Source organism: Pantoea sp. E956-1 (assembly GCF_982223955.1).
Genome location: NZ_CEUYZP010000010.1, coordinates 125248 through 143235 on the forward strand (window position 1 = coordinate 125248; position 17988 = coordinate 143235).

The 17988-nt window shown below is 48.2% G+C and carries 14 protein-coding genes; 3 read left to right on the top strand and 11 right to left on the bottom strand.

Annotated features, from left to right (window positions below; genetic code table 11):
* Positions 1 to 6: 6 nt before the first annotated feature.
* The 11 genes from tssL to tssH all read right to left on the bottom strand — a co-directional run bounded on the left by tssL (position 7) and on the right by tssH (position 13622).
* Positions 7 to 1374, bottom strand: coding sequence for a type VI secretion system protein TssL, long form (gene tssL / locus AC0T7J_RS20375; protein WP_473796478.1), 1368 nt, complete (start codon positions 1372 to 1374; stop codon positions 7 to 9).
* The gene (tssK, locus tag AC0T7J_RS20380; RefSeq protein ID WP_473796481.1) at positions 1374 to 2720 is read right to left on the bottom strand and encodes a type VI secretion system baseplate subunit TssK; all 1347 of its coding nucleotides are present in this window, start codon (positions 2718 to 2720) and stop codon (positions 1374 to 1376) included. Before tssK ends, tssL begins: the two co-directional genes overlap by 1 nt.
* 3 nt (positions 2721 to 2723) lie before the next feature.
* Complete coding sequence (gene tssJ, locus AC0T7J_RS20385; RefSeq protein ID WP_473796484.1) at positions 2724 to 3260, bottom strand: type VI secretion system lipoprotein TssJ; 537 nt, start codon at positions 3258 to 3260, stop codon at positions 2724 to 2726.
* Positions 3261 to 3364: 104 nt separating this feature from the next.
* Positions 3365 to 3850, bottom strand: coding sequence for an Hcp family type VI secretion system effector (locus AC0T7J_RS20390; protein WP_191922967.1), 486 nt, complete (start codon positions 3848 to 3850; stop codon positions 3365 to 3367).
* Between the two features lie 190 nt (positions 3851 to 4040).
* On the bottom strand, positions 4041 to 5540 hold the full coding sequence (gene tssC / locus AC0T7J_RS20395) for a type VI secretion system contractile sheath large subunit (protein WP_473796487.1): 1500 nt from the start codon (positions 5538 to 5540) through the stop codon (positions 4041 to 4043).
* 15 nt (positions 5541 to 5555) lie between these two features.
* Positions 5556 to 6083, bottom strand: coding sequence for a type VI secretion system contractile sheath small subunit (gene tssB / locus AC0T7J_RS20400; RefSeq protein ID WP_473796540.1), 528 nt, complete (start codon positions 6081 to 6083; stop codon positions 5556 to 5558).
* An 86-nt stretch (positions 6084 to 6169) separates the two neighbouring features.
* On the bottom strand, positions 6170 to 6757 hold the full coding sequence (locus AC0T7J_RS20405) for a fimbrial protein (protein ID WP_473796490.1): 588 nt from the start codon (positions 6755 to 6757) through the stop codon (positions 6170 to 6172).
* On the bottom strand, positions 6748 to 9375 hold the full coding sequence (locus tag AC0T7J_RS20410; protein WP_473796493.1) for a fimbria/pilus outer membrane usher protein: 2628 nt from the start codon (positions 9373 to 9375) through the stop codon (positions 6748 to 6750). The genes AC0T7J_RS20405 and AC0T7J_RS20410 overlap by 10 nt, the downstream gene beginning before the upstream one ends.
* 73 nt (positions 9376 to 9448) lie before the next feature.
* A complete protein-coding gene (locus AC0T7J_RS20415; RefSeq protein ID WP_473796496.1) occupies positions 9449 to 10219 on the bottom strand; it encodes a fimbrial biogenesis chaperone in 771 nt (256 codons plus the stop codon).
* A gap of 100 nt (positions 10220 to 10319) precedes the next feature.
* Complete coding sequence (locus tag AC0T7J_RS20420; protein WP_473796499.1) at positions 10320 to 10859, bottom strand: fimbrial protein; 540 nt, start codon at positions 10857 to 10859, stop codon at positions 10320 to 10322.
* A gap of 99 nt (positions 10860 to 10958) precedes the next feature.
* Positions 10959 to 13622, bottom strand: a complete 2664-nt coding sequence (tssH, locus tag AC0T7J_RS20425; protein WP_473796502.1) for a type VI secretion system ATPase TssH — start codon at positions 13620 to 13622, stop codon at positions 10959 to 10961.
* Positions 13623 to 13979: 357 nt separating this feature from the next.
* Between tssH and tssF the strand changes: the two genes are divergently transcribed.
* From tssF to AC0T7J_RS20440, 3 genes are read left to right on the top strand one after another with little or no spacing between them, the layout of a single operon-like run.
* Positions 13980 to 15860 carry a type VI secretion system baseplate subunit TssF gene (gene tssF, locus AC0T7J_RS20430; protein ID WP_473796505.1) on the top strand — a complete coding sequence of 627 codons (1881 nt, stop codon included), beginning with the start codon at positions 13980 to 13982 and terminating at the stop codon, positions 15858 to 15860.
* A complete protein-coding gene (gene tssG, locus AC0T7J_RS20435; RefSeq protein ID WP_473796508.1) occupies positions 15857 to 16870 on the top strand; it encodes a type VI secretion system baseplate subunit TssG in 1014 nt (337 codons plus the stop codon). The genes tssF and tssG overlap by 4 nt, the downstream gene beginning before the upstream one ends.
* Before the next feature lie 35 nt (positions 16871 to 16905).
* Positions 16906 to 17988: a type VI secretion system protein TssA gene (locus AC0T7J_RS20440; protein WP_473796511.1), complete on the top strand. Its 1083-nt coding sequence runs from the start codon at positions 16906 to 16908 to the stop codon at positions 17986 to 17988.

The window sequence follows — 17988 nt, forward strand, 5'->3', positions numbered from 1 at the left end:
CTCTCGTTAATACGTGACAAAAAATTCTACACGGCGATTCTTTGATCGACCCTGAGCAGTGGCGTCGGAAGCCAACGGCTGGCTGCTGCCTACACCTTTGACTTTTACTTTGTTACCCGGCAAACCTGCTGCAATAAAATAGCGGCCAACTTCTGCCGCACGTTTTTCCGACAACACGTCGTTATTCGGTAACAAAGGCCGATTGATTGGCGTCGCATCCGTGTGGCCGACAATCAGCACCTCCCCTTTCACGCGCTGAACCTCACGAGCAATGCGCTGGATAACGTTGACCATGTCGGGCTCAAGCGACGTTGAACCTGAACGGAACAACGAGTCGCCTTTGAGCACAACTTTGCTCTGGGTATGAGTTTCATCTACGCTAAGCAGCTGCTTCTGAATTTCGTTACGCAGCAAAATGGCCAGCCTGAGACGGGTTTTAGTCTGCGGCATGACAACGTTGATGTTGTGCATAGCATTGATATCGCTTGTGATGCCGTCGAGCCGGGTCAGCAGCATGTATTTCGAACCGATAAACGCTGAGGCGACTAGCACACCTACGCACAGAGCTGTAAGCCGGACAGGCAGAATGTTCTTTTCACGCTGTATCGGCCCGCCAGGCAATAAACCATGAGGTGAGAGGGCTGGCGGAGTTGTATTACGCGCGCTCTGAATTAACGTCAGCAGTCGCTGCCGGATTTTAGTCAACTGTCGATCGCCATCCTCAATAATGCTGTAACGGCCTTCAAAACCAAGGCCGAGAATGCGCAGCAGTATCTCCAGTACATCGACAAACTCGGAGGGGTTCATCGACAAGCGGCCTACCAGTAAGAAAAACTTATTACCGCCGTCGTTATCCCCTTCAAAGTGGTTTAACAGGTTGCTCTGCGACCAGCCCGCGGCCAGTCCCCACGTTGTGGTGTGCGCAAATTCGTCAAGCGCAGTACAGAGGCAATAGCGTACAATCGCCATTTTTTTCCAGGGAATATTCACTTCGTCACAGACAACACTGAATAAATTTATCTGGTGTTTAAGCGTATTTTTCAATATTTCAACATGCGTCATGTCACTGACGTGGTCAGGCATATCGCTCAGCGTCCGTAACAGAGGCTGAGCCGCCTCCAGCAGCGGATTATCCGCAGCTCTGACTTTCAGAATACGTTGCTGTACGCTCTCACTTCCTGGCATACGCTCATGTCTGGAAGCCTGCCCGCCTTTTCTGGTCCCTTCGTTATGACTGTCATGTGGTGCTTCCGGCGGCTCGATCCAGTCACCCTGCTCATCAAGAAGAAACTTACCCAGTGCCTGCGGCGAACGACTCTCGCCGACTTCGCGTTCTGATGAACGCGCGTCCGGAGAATTGGTATCGTCTTTCATCAACTCCTGATTCCCCACAATTCCATCTTAAGCCCAGGAAATTCACCTGCGATGTGCAGCGCCAGTGCGCCAGTCGTCGATATTTTGTCCCAAAAAGATCCGTTCTTAAGCAGCTCGAAATAGACATAGCCAGCGCTATAGGGGATTTGCCGCGGTGGAACCGGCAAACTCTGCAACGTAAGTCCAGGCAGGTGTGAACGAACCAGTTCGTGCAACTGTTGCGGCGCACTGATTTTGGCCTGAGCATGAAATTGCTGCTGCAAAACGTCCATCGGCAATTGAGCGTTAACGGCAAGGACAATATTTGAGAATGACTGCAGTTCACCCGGCAGCACAGATGCTGACCAGACACCGTTACCTTTGGCGCGGAGATCAATAAGCTGCCCTGCTCGTACCAGAATTTGATTCATGAGATCGTTAACTTCTTCTACCAATGGCCGGATAGAGGAATAGAGCCCTGCATGATCATATCCCGGTGCCGTTTTCGGACGTCGGGTCTTAACACGAATAAAGGTGGAGAGTTCACCCGCCAGTTTTGCCAGCTCTTCATATAAAACAATTGGCGGCAGTTCAGGTATGTGCCGCAAATGATCAAGAATGGGTTCATATTTATTGAAGATTTGCAGCAGCAGATAATCCACAACCTCGGCGCTGGCGCTTGCCTTACCGTCGGAAGTTGAAAGACGCGCAGCCAGCATCTCAGCGCGTATTTTGACCAGGCCGTTCAGGTGCGTCAGCCACTCTTTCAGTAATGGATTTGCGGCATAGCCGGTTACCGGAGGAATATAATCATCCACATGTAACAGAACGCTGCCGTCTGGCTGAATAGCTTTTACCCGGGTAAGCGGCAGGCCAATCCATGACTCGGTCATCTCAGCTTGTGATACCAGTTTCAATCGAAGCATCGCCAGCTGAACCGGCTTAGGTCCCTGCCTGATTGAATTGGTATCACAAAGCTCAGCCTCTTCAGCCCGGAAACGCGCCAGCGAACTGGAGTCATTCTGGCTGAAAATCGTCTCGTCGCTGTTATCAAGGCGCAACGGCACCGCCAGATAAATCATCTTGTCCAGATGTTCTGGCAATATCGTCAGCGGCTCAGGCAGATCGGCGTGATCGGGCACATCAAAGGGCGTGCCGTCCTGAAGCACGCCCCGGGCACTTCGAAGGACCAGTTTGCCGTAGGTTAGCGCTTCACGGTCAATTTCATATTGTGAGAACCCCCAATAAAAAGGACTCAGCGTGGCAGCCCGCTTATGCGCGTAATATTCAAAATAACGTTCTTGCTGTTGAAAGAGTTGCGGGCGAAGAAACAGTCCTTCACTCCAGACGACCTTATTTGTTCTCATGGTTTAATCCATTTTTTTAATCGTTATTGCTGACTTCTTAAAATTCACATTCAACGCAATGGCATCATCGCTAAACATTCTTTTCCACCAGGAACTGACTGGTGGCGGCAGCTCATAGATCTTCAGCCAGACCGCATCGTTAAGATCCCGATATGCTCCAATGACCCCTAATGCCTGGGCTTTACTTTCTGGCGACAGGAAAATCGATCTCATCTCGCCGGGCTTTAAGATTGCTTCGTACATTTTTGATGAAGATGACGCTAAAGGTTTATTGCTACCTTCAATGATTTCAAAAAAATCGGCATTACTGAAAACATCCGTATCGCGAACGTGATAAATGAATATGTTCAGCGGAGCAGGATGGCCCTTCTCGTTTGGGTTGATATCTTTATCTGCAATCAGATTTATTTTTACCTCACCCTCTTCAGGCATCCGCTCTTTTTTACTGCTGCAGGAGATCAAAAAAAGAGTCAGCAAAATGAGTGCTAATGTATTTCGCATTTTCCGTTGATTGTTTTTTATATCTGTTCTGCCAAACATGAATCTACCTACATTGTCGACTTTTTAGAATTCAGTGACGCTATCACCCGGTTGGATAAAAGTTTTGCCGCCGGGGCGGCAAAACTTATTGCTCACCAGGAAGATTAACTGCGCAGGTTTGCTTTCACGTCATAGCTGGTAGAAATAACGCCAGATTTAGCGCCTTCAGCATTCTGCATGACATAATCCTGTGTCACTTTAGTAAAGGCGAAAGTTACACGCTCACGTGGACGCGTTTCATCAACGCTGGAGCCAGCTGTTTCAACCCGGGTAATAATGACATCAGTGAATTTGATGGTCAGATATTCCAGCGGATCACCACCGGCCTTACGCACCACAAACTCAACATCTTTGATGTGTTTACCCGAAAGGCAGTAGCTAAGTAAATTAGTACTTGCCTTGTCGATGTAATGCTCAAAGCAGAAATCATCTACCGTTGCCTTACCGGAACCGCCGCCAGAACCACTGTGCATATTAGAATGCTGAGCCGTCGCCCAGTTCCATGAAAGCACTTCGATTTCATTCTTATGCGTGGCATCCAATGACTCGCCTTCGATACCATTAATTTTAATGAACATATCCTGAGCCATAATATCTCCTTTATCAGCTCTTAACGAAAAACGTTACAGGTTTTGTAACGGCAACAACTCGTCAGAAATACCTCCCCATTAGTGGGAAATAATTTCCAACAGATTAAGTGTAAAAATAATTAAAACCACAAGAATAAAATGATTACTCTTTTTTATTGCCTCAATCAGACAATGAAAGTTAATTTCCTGATCAGGCAACTCCTTTTAAAGAAGGTAATTTAGCAACCATACGCAAAGATACGGTTAATCCTTCTAACTGAAAATGTGGTCGCAGGAAAAATTTCGCCTGGTAATAACCAGGATTACCTTCCACATCTTCCACAACCACTTCAGCTGCTGCCAGCGGGCGTCGCGCTTTCGTTTCCTGAGAAGAATTAGCGGGATCACCATCCACGTAATTCATTACCCAGTTGTTCAGCCAGCGCTGCATATCCTCACGCTCTTTAAAAGAACCGATCTTATCGCGTACGATACACTTCAGATAATGAGCAAAGCGCGAGCAGGCAAACAGATATGGTAAGCGTGCTGACAAATTAGCATTTGCTGTCGCGTCCGGATCGTAATATTCCGCTGGCTTTTGAAGCGACTGCGCACCAATAAACGCGGCATAATCAGTGTTCTTGCGATGCACCAGCGGGATAAAACCATTTTTAGCCAGTTCAGCTTCACGACGATCAGAAATCGCGATCTCGGTAGGACATTTCATGTCCACACCGCCGTCATCGGTCGGGAAAGTATGGCACGGCAGATTTTCTACCACACCACCGCTTTCAACACCGCGGATCATGGTGCACCAGCCATAATGTTTGAATGAACGGTTAATATTTACTGCCATCGCATACGCGGCGTTTGCCCAGACAAATTTACTGTGATCTGCACCGTCTGTTGTTTCTTCAAAGTTGAAGTTATCAACCGGATTGCTGTTAATTCCATAGGGAAGACGAGCCAGGAAACGCGGCATGGCCAGACCAATATAACGAGAGTCTTCAGACTGACGCAGTGAGTTCCATGCGGCATATTCCAGGTTTTGGGTAAATATTTTGGTCAGATCACGTGGATTGGCCAGCTCCTGCCATGATTCCATCTGCATTACAGAAGGTGACGCACCGGTAATAAATGGCATATGCGAAGAAGCGGCCACTTTACCGATCGAGGAGAGCAGATCCACGTCGGCTGGACTGTGGTCAAAGTGGTAATCCGCTACCAGACAACCGTAAGGCTCACCGCCCAACTGACCATACTCCTCTTCATAAATCTGCTTGAATAACGGACTTTGATCCCAGGCAATCCCTTTATAGCGCTTCATATTGCGGCGAAGATCGTCTTTAGAGATATCCATAAACCGCAGTTTCAGCTTTTCATCCGTCTCGGTGTTATAGACCAGATAATGAAGACCACGCCATGCGCTTTCCAGCTGCTGAAACTCTTCATGATGCAGGATCAGATTGACCTGCTCAGAGAGCTTGAGATCGATCTCAGCAATGATGGCCGCGATGTTTTTATAGGCATCATCAGCCATGGTGATTGACGTACTCAGCGCCTGTTCAGCCAGCGTTTTCACTGCTGCCTGAACCGCTGATTTTGCCTGTTGAGACTTCGGTTTAAATTCACGCGTTAACAGCGCATTAAAATCGCTCTGTGTGGCGGTATTTGCGCCAGCCTGTTTAGATGTTACTTGTTGGGTAGACATAGTTATCTCTCTGCATCACTTTTGGGACGCGGCTTCATCAACCTGTTTTGGCTTCGGCGACGAAGCCAACGTATTCAGCAGCGATTTATCGTTCAGTACTTTCATGACCAGATTCTCCGCCCCGGCTTTCCCATCCATGTAGGTCTGGAGGTTAGCCAGCTGAGTTCGGGCTTCAAGCAGCTGTGCCAGTGAATCGACCTTGCGGGCGATAGCGTCTGGTGAAAAATCATCCATACTGTCAAAGGTCATATCGACCATCAGCTGGCCTTCACCTGTTAAGGTATTCGGCACGGCGAAAGCAACGCGTGGACGCATCGCTTTCATGCGCTCATCAAAGTTATCAATGTCAATACTAAGAAACTTCCGGTCCGCAACCGGGGGTAATGGCTCCAGCGCTTTACCTGAAAGATCAGCCAGAACACCCATAACGAAAGGCAGCTCAATTTTCTTTTCACTACCGTAAATTTCCACGTCATATTCAATTTGCACACGTGGCGCACGATTCCGCGCGATAAATTTTTGTGAATTACTTTTATTCATAATGATGAATACTCTTTAATAAGCGTTTGTGAATAAACTATTATTCTCGTGTCGTTAACGTTCGATAATCAGCCAGCCTCTTCCCTCCTTTATTTATAAACAAGCTCAATGCTGGCTATTGCCATTACCAACCCTGCGGTAACAGTTGCGTTCCCAGTCGCATAATAGCTTGCAGAAAATCCATGTGTTACCTGCTCCGCTGAGGATGAAATGACATAGTTTTGCCCTGAGGTACTATCGTCGATAATTACCTGAGAGCCATCTTCCTTCCTCAGACGAACCTGTACATTATTGCTGTAGCTTTCACCGGTTGCATTGATCAAATTACCCGTTGTCGCATCTGCAGCATTAGCACTACTATTGAAAAAAGCGGTAATTGTTCGGCTCGCCGGGCAATCCTTTAGCGTAATATCAAAAGGCACGCTCCCTGCTTCACTGCCATTACCTTGCAATGCTGTGGTTGCTATTTTTGGCAATGTCACCGTTTCGTTGTCACTGGTATTATTGATGATCACGTTACAGGTTTCGTCGTTATATACACCGGTAAAATTTACCGTAATAGCACAATCAGTGGTGCATCCCCACGCAACAGAGATAAACAGAGTGCCTGTCAACGCCCCTGATAGTGTTGCTCGCAGACGTCCGTCACTTTTTTTTATAAATCTGATTAATGACATATCACCTCCACCTGCGTAATGGTTCCATGCGCATTTTTCATCTGTCGGGCAATAGCAGCATCTGAATTAATGGTGCACAGGCGTTTGCCCTTTGAACGGTTCACATGAAGATTACTTTTTTCCGCCTGCCATCCCCTGATAAATGCCATACCCCCCTGACCAATAATGCTAAGGCTTTTATTTTTATCGTCATAGATATCCATACCAATCGGTAATGGACTGCCGTCTTTATCTTTAATCTTTAAGATAATCGGCTCACCGATCAGTGTTTTTACATTAACCTTAACTATTGCGCCCATTCGCGGAATGACGGTGCTTTCATTCTCCAGCACATCAACGTTAGCCGGCAGGCCGCGTGTATTAACCGCCACGTTATTTTCACGATAGGGTGTCAGTGATGGCACAATAGCGAAGCCATTAGCATCAATTTCCGAACCATAACCGTTGAGGATTCTTGCGCCTTTCGCCCCTGGAGCTTCTACCAGCGCAAAAGGAGAATCACCCAACCTTGGGCCGGCAGTAATGCCACCGCTGTGCGCAACCAGACTACCGTTAGCAGATATCGACAATTGGTTTGACTGATTACCCAGTGATGCGGTTGAGCCAAACTGTCCGACAGAGGAGTTATAGTTAACATTGCCGTTCACAGCATTACGGGTGCTGTTATTCTGTGTCCTGTTCACCATCGTCCCAACGCCATAACTCAGTTCATTCTGTTCACCCTGAGTACCTATCGCGTTAGCCTGCAGAGAACTGCCTCCATTATTGTCATGTGAGACAGTCGAATAAACTGACGTAAACAGCGGTTTCTCAGACAGATTACTGCTGCGCCCCAGCGGAACATTGATGGAAAACATCAGACTATTCACATCTTTACCGGAACCGTTATAGGCGCGCGAAGCCGACACAGACCAGTAAAAATCACGTTCGGATTTACTGTAACTCAGCATGTACTGGCTGCTGGATGAACGTGTGTTCCAGTAGTTATAAAAACTGCCGGAGAGGCTCACCCGAGCATCATTCCACAACGGCTGCCCCAGGCTGACAGTCAAACGCTGACGTGTACGATAATCTATCCTGTAATCGTCATTTCTTGCGCCATAACGCTCCAGCGCGGCATCTCTCAGACTATAGAATCCGTTTGAAGAGTATCGCCAGGCAGCAAGAGTGACATCCGTTCCTGTCGTTTCCAGATACTTACTGAATCCTATGTTAACGCTGTTACCAGATGAAGATTTTCCCTTGCCCAGATCGCTTCTGGCATGTGTAACGTCCATGGATATGCCACCCAGAGAGGTATTGAAAGCGTTACCAATACCTGCAGCAGCATAATCCGGAGAAAACTGACCTCCGCCATACAACGTGTACATACTCCCCAGCCCATACTGATAAAAAGCCTGAGCCAGGCTCGGTTTCTCCCTGAGTGAGTCGTCCTGAAGCCTGCCGACGGTGATGCCGAAGCGTGAGACGCCATCGTGCAGCAACATAGGTGGCGCCGAGAAGGGGACGATCTGTGTTCGCTGGCGGCCGTCTGCTTCAATGACCGTTACCTGTAAATCGCCACCATAGCCCATTGCGCCAATATCAGTAATTTCAAACGGCCCTGGAGGCACCGTGGTTTCATAAAGCATCCGACCACGCTGTGTGACCTGCACTCTGGCGTTTGATTCAGCGATACCTTTTACTAGCGGAGTGTAGTTACGCAGGCCATCAGGAAGCATGCGATCATCAGACGCTAACTGAATACCCCTAACTGTCATGCTGTCGAACAGATCGCCAGAGGTTGTACTGTCCCCCAGCGTTAACTCACTCTTCAGTGCAGGAACATCGCGCTGGAGATAAGTGGACAACGATTGTGTATGCGACGAATTGCCCCGGCTCCAGTTGGTATTTAGCCGCTTGCGTAAACGCCAGTCATAGAAATTCATCCCTGCTAACAAGCCAAGATTGCCGCTGGCGGTGTGTCCGTTATTACTGTCGAACAGGCTCGAACTCTGCTGGAGATAAATATTACTGTTGTAATCAATCAGTGCGGCCGTCACACCAGAATCCCAGGTGTTGGGGTCGGTATAACCTCGTGGATGCTGAAGCAGACTCGCCTGAGGAACCGTTAGTTCAAGAAAAAAGTCACCTGTTGTATAGTTCGCATTTGCCCCCTCAATCCATTGATCTATGCTTCTGCATTCAGCCAATTTATTAAGGCCGGCAGCCGGCAGAGAGCGCTCAGGGCGTTTAATTCCCAGACTGCTCAACTCTGCTTCAGTAAAGCAGGGCTGGGCCCCCGTACTCCCCTCTACTGAATTGAAAACGACTTTATGCATACCCCGGCGTTTGCCATTGATTGAAACCTGTATGACATACTCCCCCACTGGCGCAGGATTGCCCTGGTAAAACCGGGAAATGTCTACGCCGGCACCATGAATAAAATCACTGTTAAACTTCACACTTTTCCCAATCTCACTGGCGAGAGCAGCAGACGACAACGTAAGAACGCTGCTAATAGCAAACAGAGGTAAACCTGCGCCTAAAGAAATGATCAGTGCATGACGAACTGCAAAAGCAATTTTTGATTCGAATATGATTCGCCGAACATATTTTCTATTAGTTTTCGGTTTCACTTCCCTGCTCCCGACGACAATATGCACTTTATGAATTCAAATAAAAATACGATTCCAGTCTGAAGGTATACTGTTATTTATCAGTTCTGACTGACAGATTATCACCGCCACTCTTTACCAACTGATACTCAATGACGTTACCAAAATCATTAATAACCCGAACCAAAACACTATTAACTGATGTGGGTCGTGGTGCTTTAGGATCCAGCAGCATTTCTTTTGTGCTGAAAGGTGGGATCATATCGCTTTTAAGTTGTGATTTATTATTACCAGAAATAATATAAGCTGAATCAAAAGAGATATAATAAGGCGTTGGATTCGTCACTTTGATTCCTTTCGCCGGACTAATCATCTGCCACTTTATGCTATTAAACTCCCGTAATGCGCTCGATTTCAAAACGCTCGGGCGGTAGAATATTTTAATCCGCGTTCTGAATGCCAGTTCAAGGCGATCTTTATCAGCCGTTGATTCGTTAACCGGTGGAATTTCCAGCATGTTAAACCAGAAAACAGATTCACGATCCTGAGGCAATGTCATTCCATTGTAGATGAGACGGACACTCTGACCTTTACCTGGTTCAACACGATAAACTGGCGGCGTAACGGTAAAAGGCACCTTAAGTTTGTTGATATCACCATTTATCGTACCGTCATCTACCCAGACCTGCACCAGCAATGGAGAGCTGCTCTTATTATTGGTCCGCACCGTATGCTCACGTTCATTTCCGGGGAAAACTATACGCGTCCCGGATATTGTCATACCGGCTAACACACTCTGTGTAATAAACAACAGAGAGAGTAAAGAGATCATTAATGTGAAAAAGAGTGCACGTTGATAGTTCATATTACGCCCTGCGCTTCTGGCATTTCATTTACTTACACAGCAAAAATTCATTTTTAAAAGGGCGATTTCTCGCCCTAAAAGAGATTAAAAACCTGATCGATTATGGGTAGGCCAGAGTATAAGCAGCTTTCGCATTGACTTTGCCCGCGCCGGTTTGTGCAGTCGCGTAGTAGCCACCGTAGTAACGCATAGTGGCGCTACCACTGGTTACCGCTGCGGCAGCGCCGGTCTCGCCCAGTTTCAGCGGCTGCTCATCAGAGTTATACAGACGGACCTGGACTGCAGTGGCAGCCGGATCATCAGCCGTACCGGTGTACTGGTTGGTCAGGTTACCAGTGGTACTGTCCACACCACTGCTGCCGATGGCTTCAAAATGCGCGGCTACCTGGGTGATACCCGCCGGGCAATCTATAACATTCAGGTCAAACCCTTTTGAACCCGCAGTTGCACCCGCTGTTGCCAGCGTCTGGACAGACACTGTCGGCAGGGTGACCTGAACATCAATAGAATCGTTGGCGATAGTACAGGTTTCAGCAATCAGTTGACCGTTAAAGGTTACGGTACCTTGTCCTACAGCCATTGCTGAACCTGAAGCAAGAGTCATCGCGACCGCGCAGACCGACAGTTTTAATTTACGCATAAAATAAACCTCTTAGTTTCCATTATAAGTTTTTAACATTTCCAATATTTTGACTAACTTTTTTATCCAAATCCCTGGATAACTACATTCACTTACTACTTACTTAATCGCAGAAATTTCAATAATACTTCCCTGCGACAAACTTACATTTAGCGTTATCAGCTCACCCGCCTCATCAGGATTGGTCGTCATATTCATTACTGTCACACCCAGTTTTGGAAGAATGTTTTTCTCAATAAACCGGATAAGCATCCTTGCCCCTGTCTCAGCGACGGGACACTGTTCAACAATGTGCTGAACTAATTCATCACTAAAATTTAAATCGATGTCATAATTCGACTTAGCGCGTTGCGCAATACGATTTAAATGAACCCTGACAATATACTGCAGCGACGATGGTGTTAACGGAAAATAGGGAATAACAGTGACACGCCCCAAAAATGCAGCCGGGAATACTTTTAGTAACGCAGGATTTAATATTTTCAGCAATCCCTCTTCATCAGGCATCGTTTCCTGATCAGCACAGGCCGTGCTGATAATTTCACTGCCGGTATTACTGGTCAGTAAAATAATCGTATTTCTGAAGTCAATATGCCGTCCCTCACCATCCTCCATTGATCCTTTATCGAAAACCTGGAAGAAAAGCTCGTGAACATCCGGATGTGCTTTTTCAACTTCATCCAGTAAAATTACGCTGTACGGTTTACGCCGCACCGCCTCTGTTAACACGCCACCTTCCCCGTAACCGACATAGCCCGGAGGTGACCCTTTCAACGATGAAACGGTGTGTGCTTCCTGATATTCACTCATATTAATTGTGATCAGGTTCTGCTCACCACCATAGAGCTGACTTGCGATGGCAAGCGCCGTCTCTGTTTTGCCTACTCCTGATGGCCCTACCAGCATAAAAACGCCATGAGGTTTTTGTGGGTCAGCAAGCCCAGCGCGCGCAGTCTGAATATTCTGGCTCAGGCAAGTCAGTGCATAATCCTGCCCGATCACACGTTCTGAAAGGCGTTGCGGTAGTTCCATCACCGCGCTAACGTCATCCTTAAGCACCTGTCCTACCGGTATACCTGTCCAGTTCGCCACGATTGAGGCGATCACCGCGGCATTAACCTCAGCCTGAACCAGTGGCTGTTCACCGCGAAGCTCACTCAGCGTTGCGTCCAGCTCATTCAAGTGATGCTGCAAACTCGCCGTATCCGTTTTCTCTCGCGTAGCGGCCTGCAGTTGCTGTCGCGTCTCAATAATATCCGCTACCAGCTTGCACTCTTTGGCCCACTGACGGTCAAGGATCTCAGCTTCCTGCGTATGGCTTGCAATAGCATCCTGCACCGGGCCACGTTGCTTGTTGTCCGCTTTGCCAAAGCCGATCGCCTTTTCGAGTTCTGTCAGCTCAGCCTTAGCTGACTGCCTGCGGAAATTTAATATTTGCAGCTCTGTCGGTGGTGCGTACTGTGCAACAGCAACCCTGGCACAGGCGGTATCTAATAAACTGATCGCCTTGTCAGGCAGCTGACGAGCAGGGATATATCGATGAGAAAGCCGAACTGCAGCCCTGATAGCTTCATCCATGATCCAGACGTTGTGATGCTTTTCCAGTACGGGAATCAGGCCACGAATCATAGCTGTAGCGAGATCTTCTGAAGGCTCATCAACCTGTAGCACCTGAAAGCGACGAGTGAGTGCCGGATCCTTTTCAATGTGACGTTTAAATTCACTCCAGGTCGTGGCACCTACCGTGCGAAGCTGACCACGCGCCAGCATGGGTTTCATCAGATTAGCGGCATCACCGGTTCCCGCATTACCGCCAGCACCCACCAATGTGTGAATCTCATCAATGAACAGGATGACCGGTTCAGCAGAGTTGACGGCCTCCTCCAGCACCGATTTAAGTCGCGCCTCAAACTCACCTTTCATGCTGGCCCCGGCTGAGAGTGCGACGATGTCAAGCGTCAGTAATCGCACTTTTTGCAGAGAAGGCGGTACTTCACCCGCAGCAATGGCCAGCGCTAAACCTTCCACAACCGCCGTTTTTCCTACGCCAGCTTCCCCGGTAAGCAATGGATTGTTCTGACGACGACGCAGCAGAATATCCACCATGGTATTGATCTCTTTGTCGCGTCCTGATACCGGGTCGAGCTTACCCTCACGAGCAAGTGCGGTAAGATCAGTAGAATACTGATTCAGTCCCCCGCCACCTTGCGGATGACTTAGGGCATGGCTTGCCTCACCGGGGACACCAGCATCTTCTGTTACAGCTGCGCCGCCGGAAAGATCGCTTTGCTCTGCCGAGTCGCGGATAATATAGCCAAACTCTTTATTTAAATGATCCAGCGGAATTTTTTCAAAGAGCGGCGAAATGGCGAATAGTGCACGGCGCAGCTCCATAGTAGTCAGAAGCGCCATTAACAAATGACCACTGCGAATGGCTTTATCATGGCATTCCAGGCTGGCCATGACCCATGCACGTTCAATAGCCAGTTCAATATGGTAAGAAAAATCAGCGATAGTACTGGCACCAGCTGGCAGCCGGGTCAATGCCTGTGAAAAATCACGTTCCAGCATTTCAGCATCAATTTCAAAATGCCGAATTACATGGCGGAAATCGCTATCCTGCTGCTGGTAGAGCTGACTTAACCAATGCACCAGTTCAACGTAGTGGTTACCGCGTAGCTTACAGAGCGTTGTTGCACTCTCAACGCTTTTGAATAAATTGCTGTTTAACTTCCCGAACAGATTCTTTCTTGATATCGCCACGGTATAACCTATCTCGTTTTAATTAGAATATTGAAAGCTTATTTCTGATTAACAAACACTGATAGCAAATCCTTATACTTCACTGCTGCTTTCCACACACTCTAAACGCGTTAAATAAAAACGGATATTCTTATTTATAATTTGAAACACTTTTAAGAATAAAGCCCGATCCTTACTCCTAAATAGTCACACAAGGACAATTAGCATTGTCGTGCAGGCAACATTTACTTTTACAATAACGCCACTATAAATGTGATAACCACAGCGTAAATCCTACCGTTTCTATGCTGGTGAACGTTTTATGATTCTGAAGTCAGCGTTTCTTTCTGAGTCGTTTTTTACCTAACAGGGTGCCAAGTGGAACACAATTTTCTGGATTACTACAATCGGGAACTCATCTTTATCAGAGAAATGGCGCAGGAATTTGCCAGCCGCCATCCCAAGATAGCCGGGCGTCTGGGTATGAACGGAATTGAAATTGCCGATCCCTACGTGGAGCGGCTTATTGAGGCGTTTTGCTTTTTATCAGCCAGAACACAAATTAAGCTTGATGCCGAATTCCCGAATTTCACTCAGCGGTTAATGGATATTGTTTACCCCAACTATAACTCACCGATTCCTTCAATGGGTGTTATTCAATTGACACCCAATGTTAATGAAGGTGATTTAACCAGCGGCTATAACATCCCCAAACAAAGCGCTTTCTTTAGCCGGCTATTACCGGGTGAGATGAGCCGTTGTGAGTTCAGAAATAATCAAAATGTTACTCTATGGCCGCTGGAGATTACTGAAGCCCGCTTAACGTCCGTGCCACCTGATATTCCCAATCTGGAACACCATCGCATCAAGCACAATCAGTTGAAAGGTGCTTTACGTATCAAACTGAAACTGCAGGGCGATTTGGCTTTTTCAGAACTGAAGGGTCTGGATGAACTTCCTTTTTACATTCAGGGAGACGAACGCATTGTCTCTCATATCTTTGAGCTGCTGCATGGCCATCACGTGGCTACTATTGTTCGCAGTCACGTGCAGGATAAGCCACAATATAGCATCATCAGCCAGCAGCCATTAAAATTTGAAGGGCTGGACCCGGATCAAAGCCTGCTGCCGCTGCAATGGAATATGTTTCATGGTCATACTTTAATTCAGGAATATATTTCCTGTAGTCAGCGTTTTTACTTTTTCTCTCTCACACAACTTTCTGCTGCCCTGGCGGAAAATCACAGTAATGAAGTTGAGCTTATTATCCTGCTCAGCAGGCTCCCGCAGGAGCTCATTCCGCACATCGATGCCACGCGTTTCCTCCTGTTTTGTACGCCAGTGATTAACCTGTTTCCAAAGCGGGTTGATCGCATTGAGGTTAACAGGGCGCTCAACAGTTTCCACATCGTTCCCGATCGCAGTCGTCCCCTGGATTACGAGATATTTTCAGTCAATCAGGTATTTGGTTTACAGGCGGAAACCAGCGAAGAGCTCACGTTTAACCCGCTTTATCAAACGCGCCACAGAGATGGAGGTAATTTCGGACGCTATTTTTCCGTCAGGCGAGAAGCGCGTGGGCAGGAAAACAGTAGCCGTAAATATACTACCCGTACACCCTACACCAGCACTGAAATCTTCATCTCGCTGGTTGATCAGCAAGAGGCACCCTATGGAGAGCATATTCGCTATCTGCTGGTTGATGCCATGGTCACCAATCGTGATTTGCCTCGTCTCTTGTCAAATAGTGGAAGTTTTGATCTTACCATGTCCGATTCGGTTCCTATCGAGGGGGCTCGTTTTGTCAGTTCGCCGAGTGCGCCACGCCCTCCGTTCAATACAGGTGAGTCGGCCTGGCGGCTTATCCGCCAGCTGAGTTTTAATTACCTGCCTCTCTCAGACATGGAGCATACGCAGGGCGGCGAATCATTACGTAACATGCTGCGGATGTTTACGACAGCAGCCGATCTTGATGCCGTTGCACAGATCAATAGTCTGGTCGGTTGCCAGACCAAACCAGTAATCCGTCGGCTTTCTGAAGATGGTCTGCTGGTCTATGGACGTGGTGTCAACTGTAGCCTGACCGTCGACGAAGAGGGCTTTTCCGGCAAGAGTCCTTATCTCTTTGGTCTGGTGATGGAAAACTATCTGGCGCGCCATGCCGCTATCAATATCTTTACTGAAACCGAGTTACATTCCATGCAGCGCGGACTGATTACACGATGGAAGGCTCGCCCCGGCAGGCGGGGGGCACTATGACAATACCTGACGATTTACAGGTCTGGTTTGATGATGACGCGCCATGGGAAGCAGGGTTTATCAGTATCATGCGGGCTATCGCTGCCCGTACGCCAGATTTACCCCCGCCAGGCATTGCCACGCTTCCCTCACAGGAGCGCTTCAGGCTGGGACAGATGGCAAGCATGGCCTTTTCTCCACGCGAAATAGCGGCAATCAGCCAGCAGGGCGACAAAATCAAAGTTCAGCTGTTCGGTCTGGGTATCTGGGGCGCGCAGGGAGCCATGCCGCTCCATATGACAGAGCTCGCTTATTCACGTTATGAACAGCACGATCCTACGCTGATTGATTTCACCGACATCTTTCACCATCGTGCGCTGAGTCAGTTTTATCGTGCCTGGTTTCTGTCACAGGATACAGCTTCGCTCGACCGTAAAAATGACGAGCGCTTCTCATTTTACGTTGGCAGCCTGATCGGGCTCGACCCTGCCGAACTCGTTTCTTCACCGCTGCCAGTCCATGCCAGACTGGCCTCCTCTGCCCATCTTATTCGCGAAGCCCGCAATCCTGACGGTCTGTTAGGGGCATTGCACTATTACTTTGAAGTGCCTGTCGAGTTGAAAGAGTTTGAGCCGCAATGGATTTTCCTGGACGACCAGGATCAGAGCGCGCTGGGTGATGATCGTTACGCCGCTCTGCTTGGCGATGGTGCCATTCTCGGCAATACCGTACTGGACAGACAGCATAAATTTAAAGTGCTCATGGGGCCGCTGTCTCTTTCCCAGTATATGCAATTCAGTCCCTGGGGCAGCGATATGGCGGTGCTACGTGAACTGATACGGAGTTTTATCGGATTCGAATATGCCTGGGATGTGCAACTGATTCTGGCGGCCGATCAGGTACCGCAGGCCCGACTTGATGGCCGTCACCAGCTTGGTTATGCCAGCTGGCTGGAGCGTGAACACGCAACCGTTCCGGTATACGGCATGAGTTTCGAACCCGAAATGTATCACCGCCAGCCGTCGCTTTAACCAGGAAATCCAGTTCTTACTCAGAATCAAATTTTATGAATCAGAAACCTGTACTCATCTGTTCCAATTACTATCAGCACCTGCTGCAACCGTTATCGCAGGATAATCCTTGTGGTAAAAATCTGGAGTACGATCCAGCCTTTATTATGCTGCAATCCCGGCTGCAGCCCAAACTGGCCGCAGAATACGGTGACTTTGTTGAAGCGGCAGAACCGATAAACTGGACTGAAACTGAACGAGAGTGTCTGGATTTACTGCAAAAAAGCAAAGATGTCAGGCTGATTATCATTCTGATGCGTTGCCGGCTTCGCAAAATTGGCCTGGCTGCGATTGCAGAGGGCACGGAAGTGCTCGCTGCCTTGTTGTCCACATGGCCAGACGATCTTCATCCTCAACTACTGGACGAAGGTGAATTCACGCCAATTTTACGGGCAAACGCGTTTGCTGAGCTTGAGGATCCTGAAGGTCTGATAACGGATGTACGCAATCAGTTGCTACCGAAAGCCGCCGGACTACAAATCACGCTTCGGGAGTTTGAAAAGGCGCATCTGTTTTCGCGCGAGCCCGGAACGTTGTCGGAAACAGCGGTAGCCGGACTGATACATGAATGGCATCTCAATGCACAGGATGCGTTGCGACCGCTGGTCCAGGCATATCATTTTGTCGTTCAAATTAAGCAAACTCTTGTCGCAACGCTGAAAGATGAGGCTCCTGAACTGGCGACATTAACCGCTATCCTTGCACTTTTCTGCAAAGAGTTCGGCAGTCTGGAACCAGTGTTCCAACAGGCCGTCAAGGTCACCCCTTCTGCCAGCATTATCCCTGTTGAAACGAACGCGTCCTCCCTTGACGAAACGTCAGAATCAGCTCCTGAGGTGGTCATTAGCGATCCTGCGTCCCCGGCGACTGCCCAGACACATCGTCGAGACATTAATAATCGTGCCGACGCGCTGCAAACTATCAAGGAAGTTCGCAGCTGGTTTGGTATGACCGAACCCAGCAGTCCGCTGATTTTATTGCTGAAATATGCCGAAGACAGCATCGGGAGAAACTTTGCCGATTTAACAAAAATGTACCCCCCGGAAATCATCGCCATCCTGAGTCAGGAGAAGGAATAA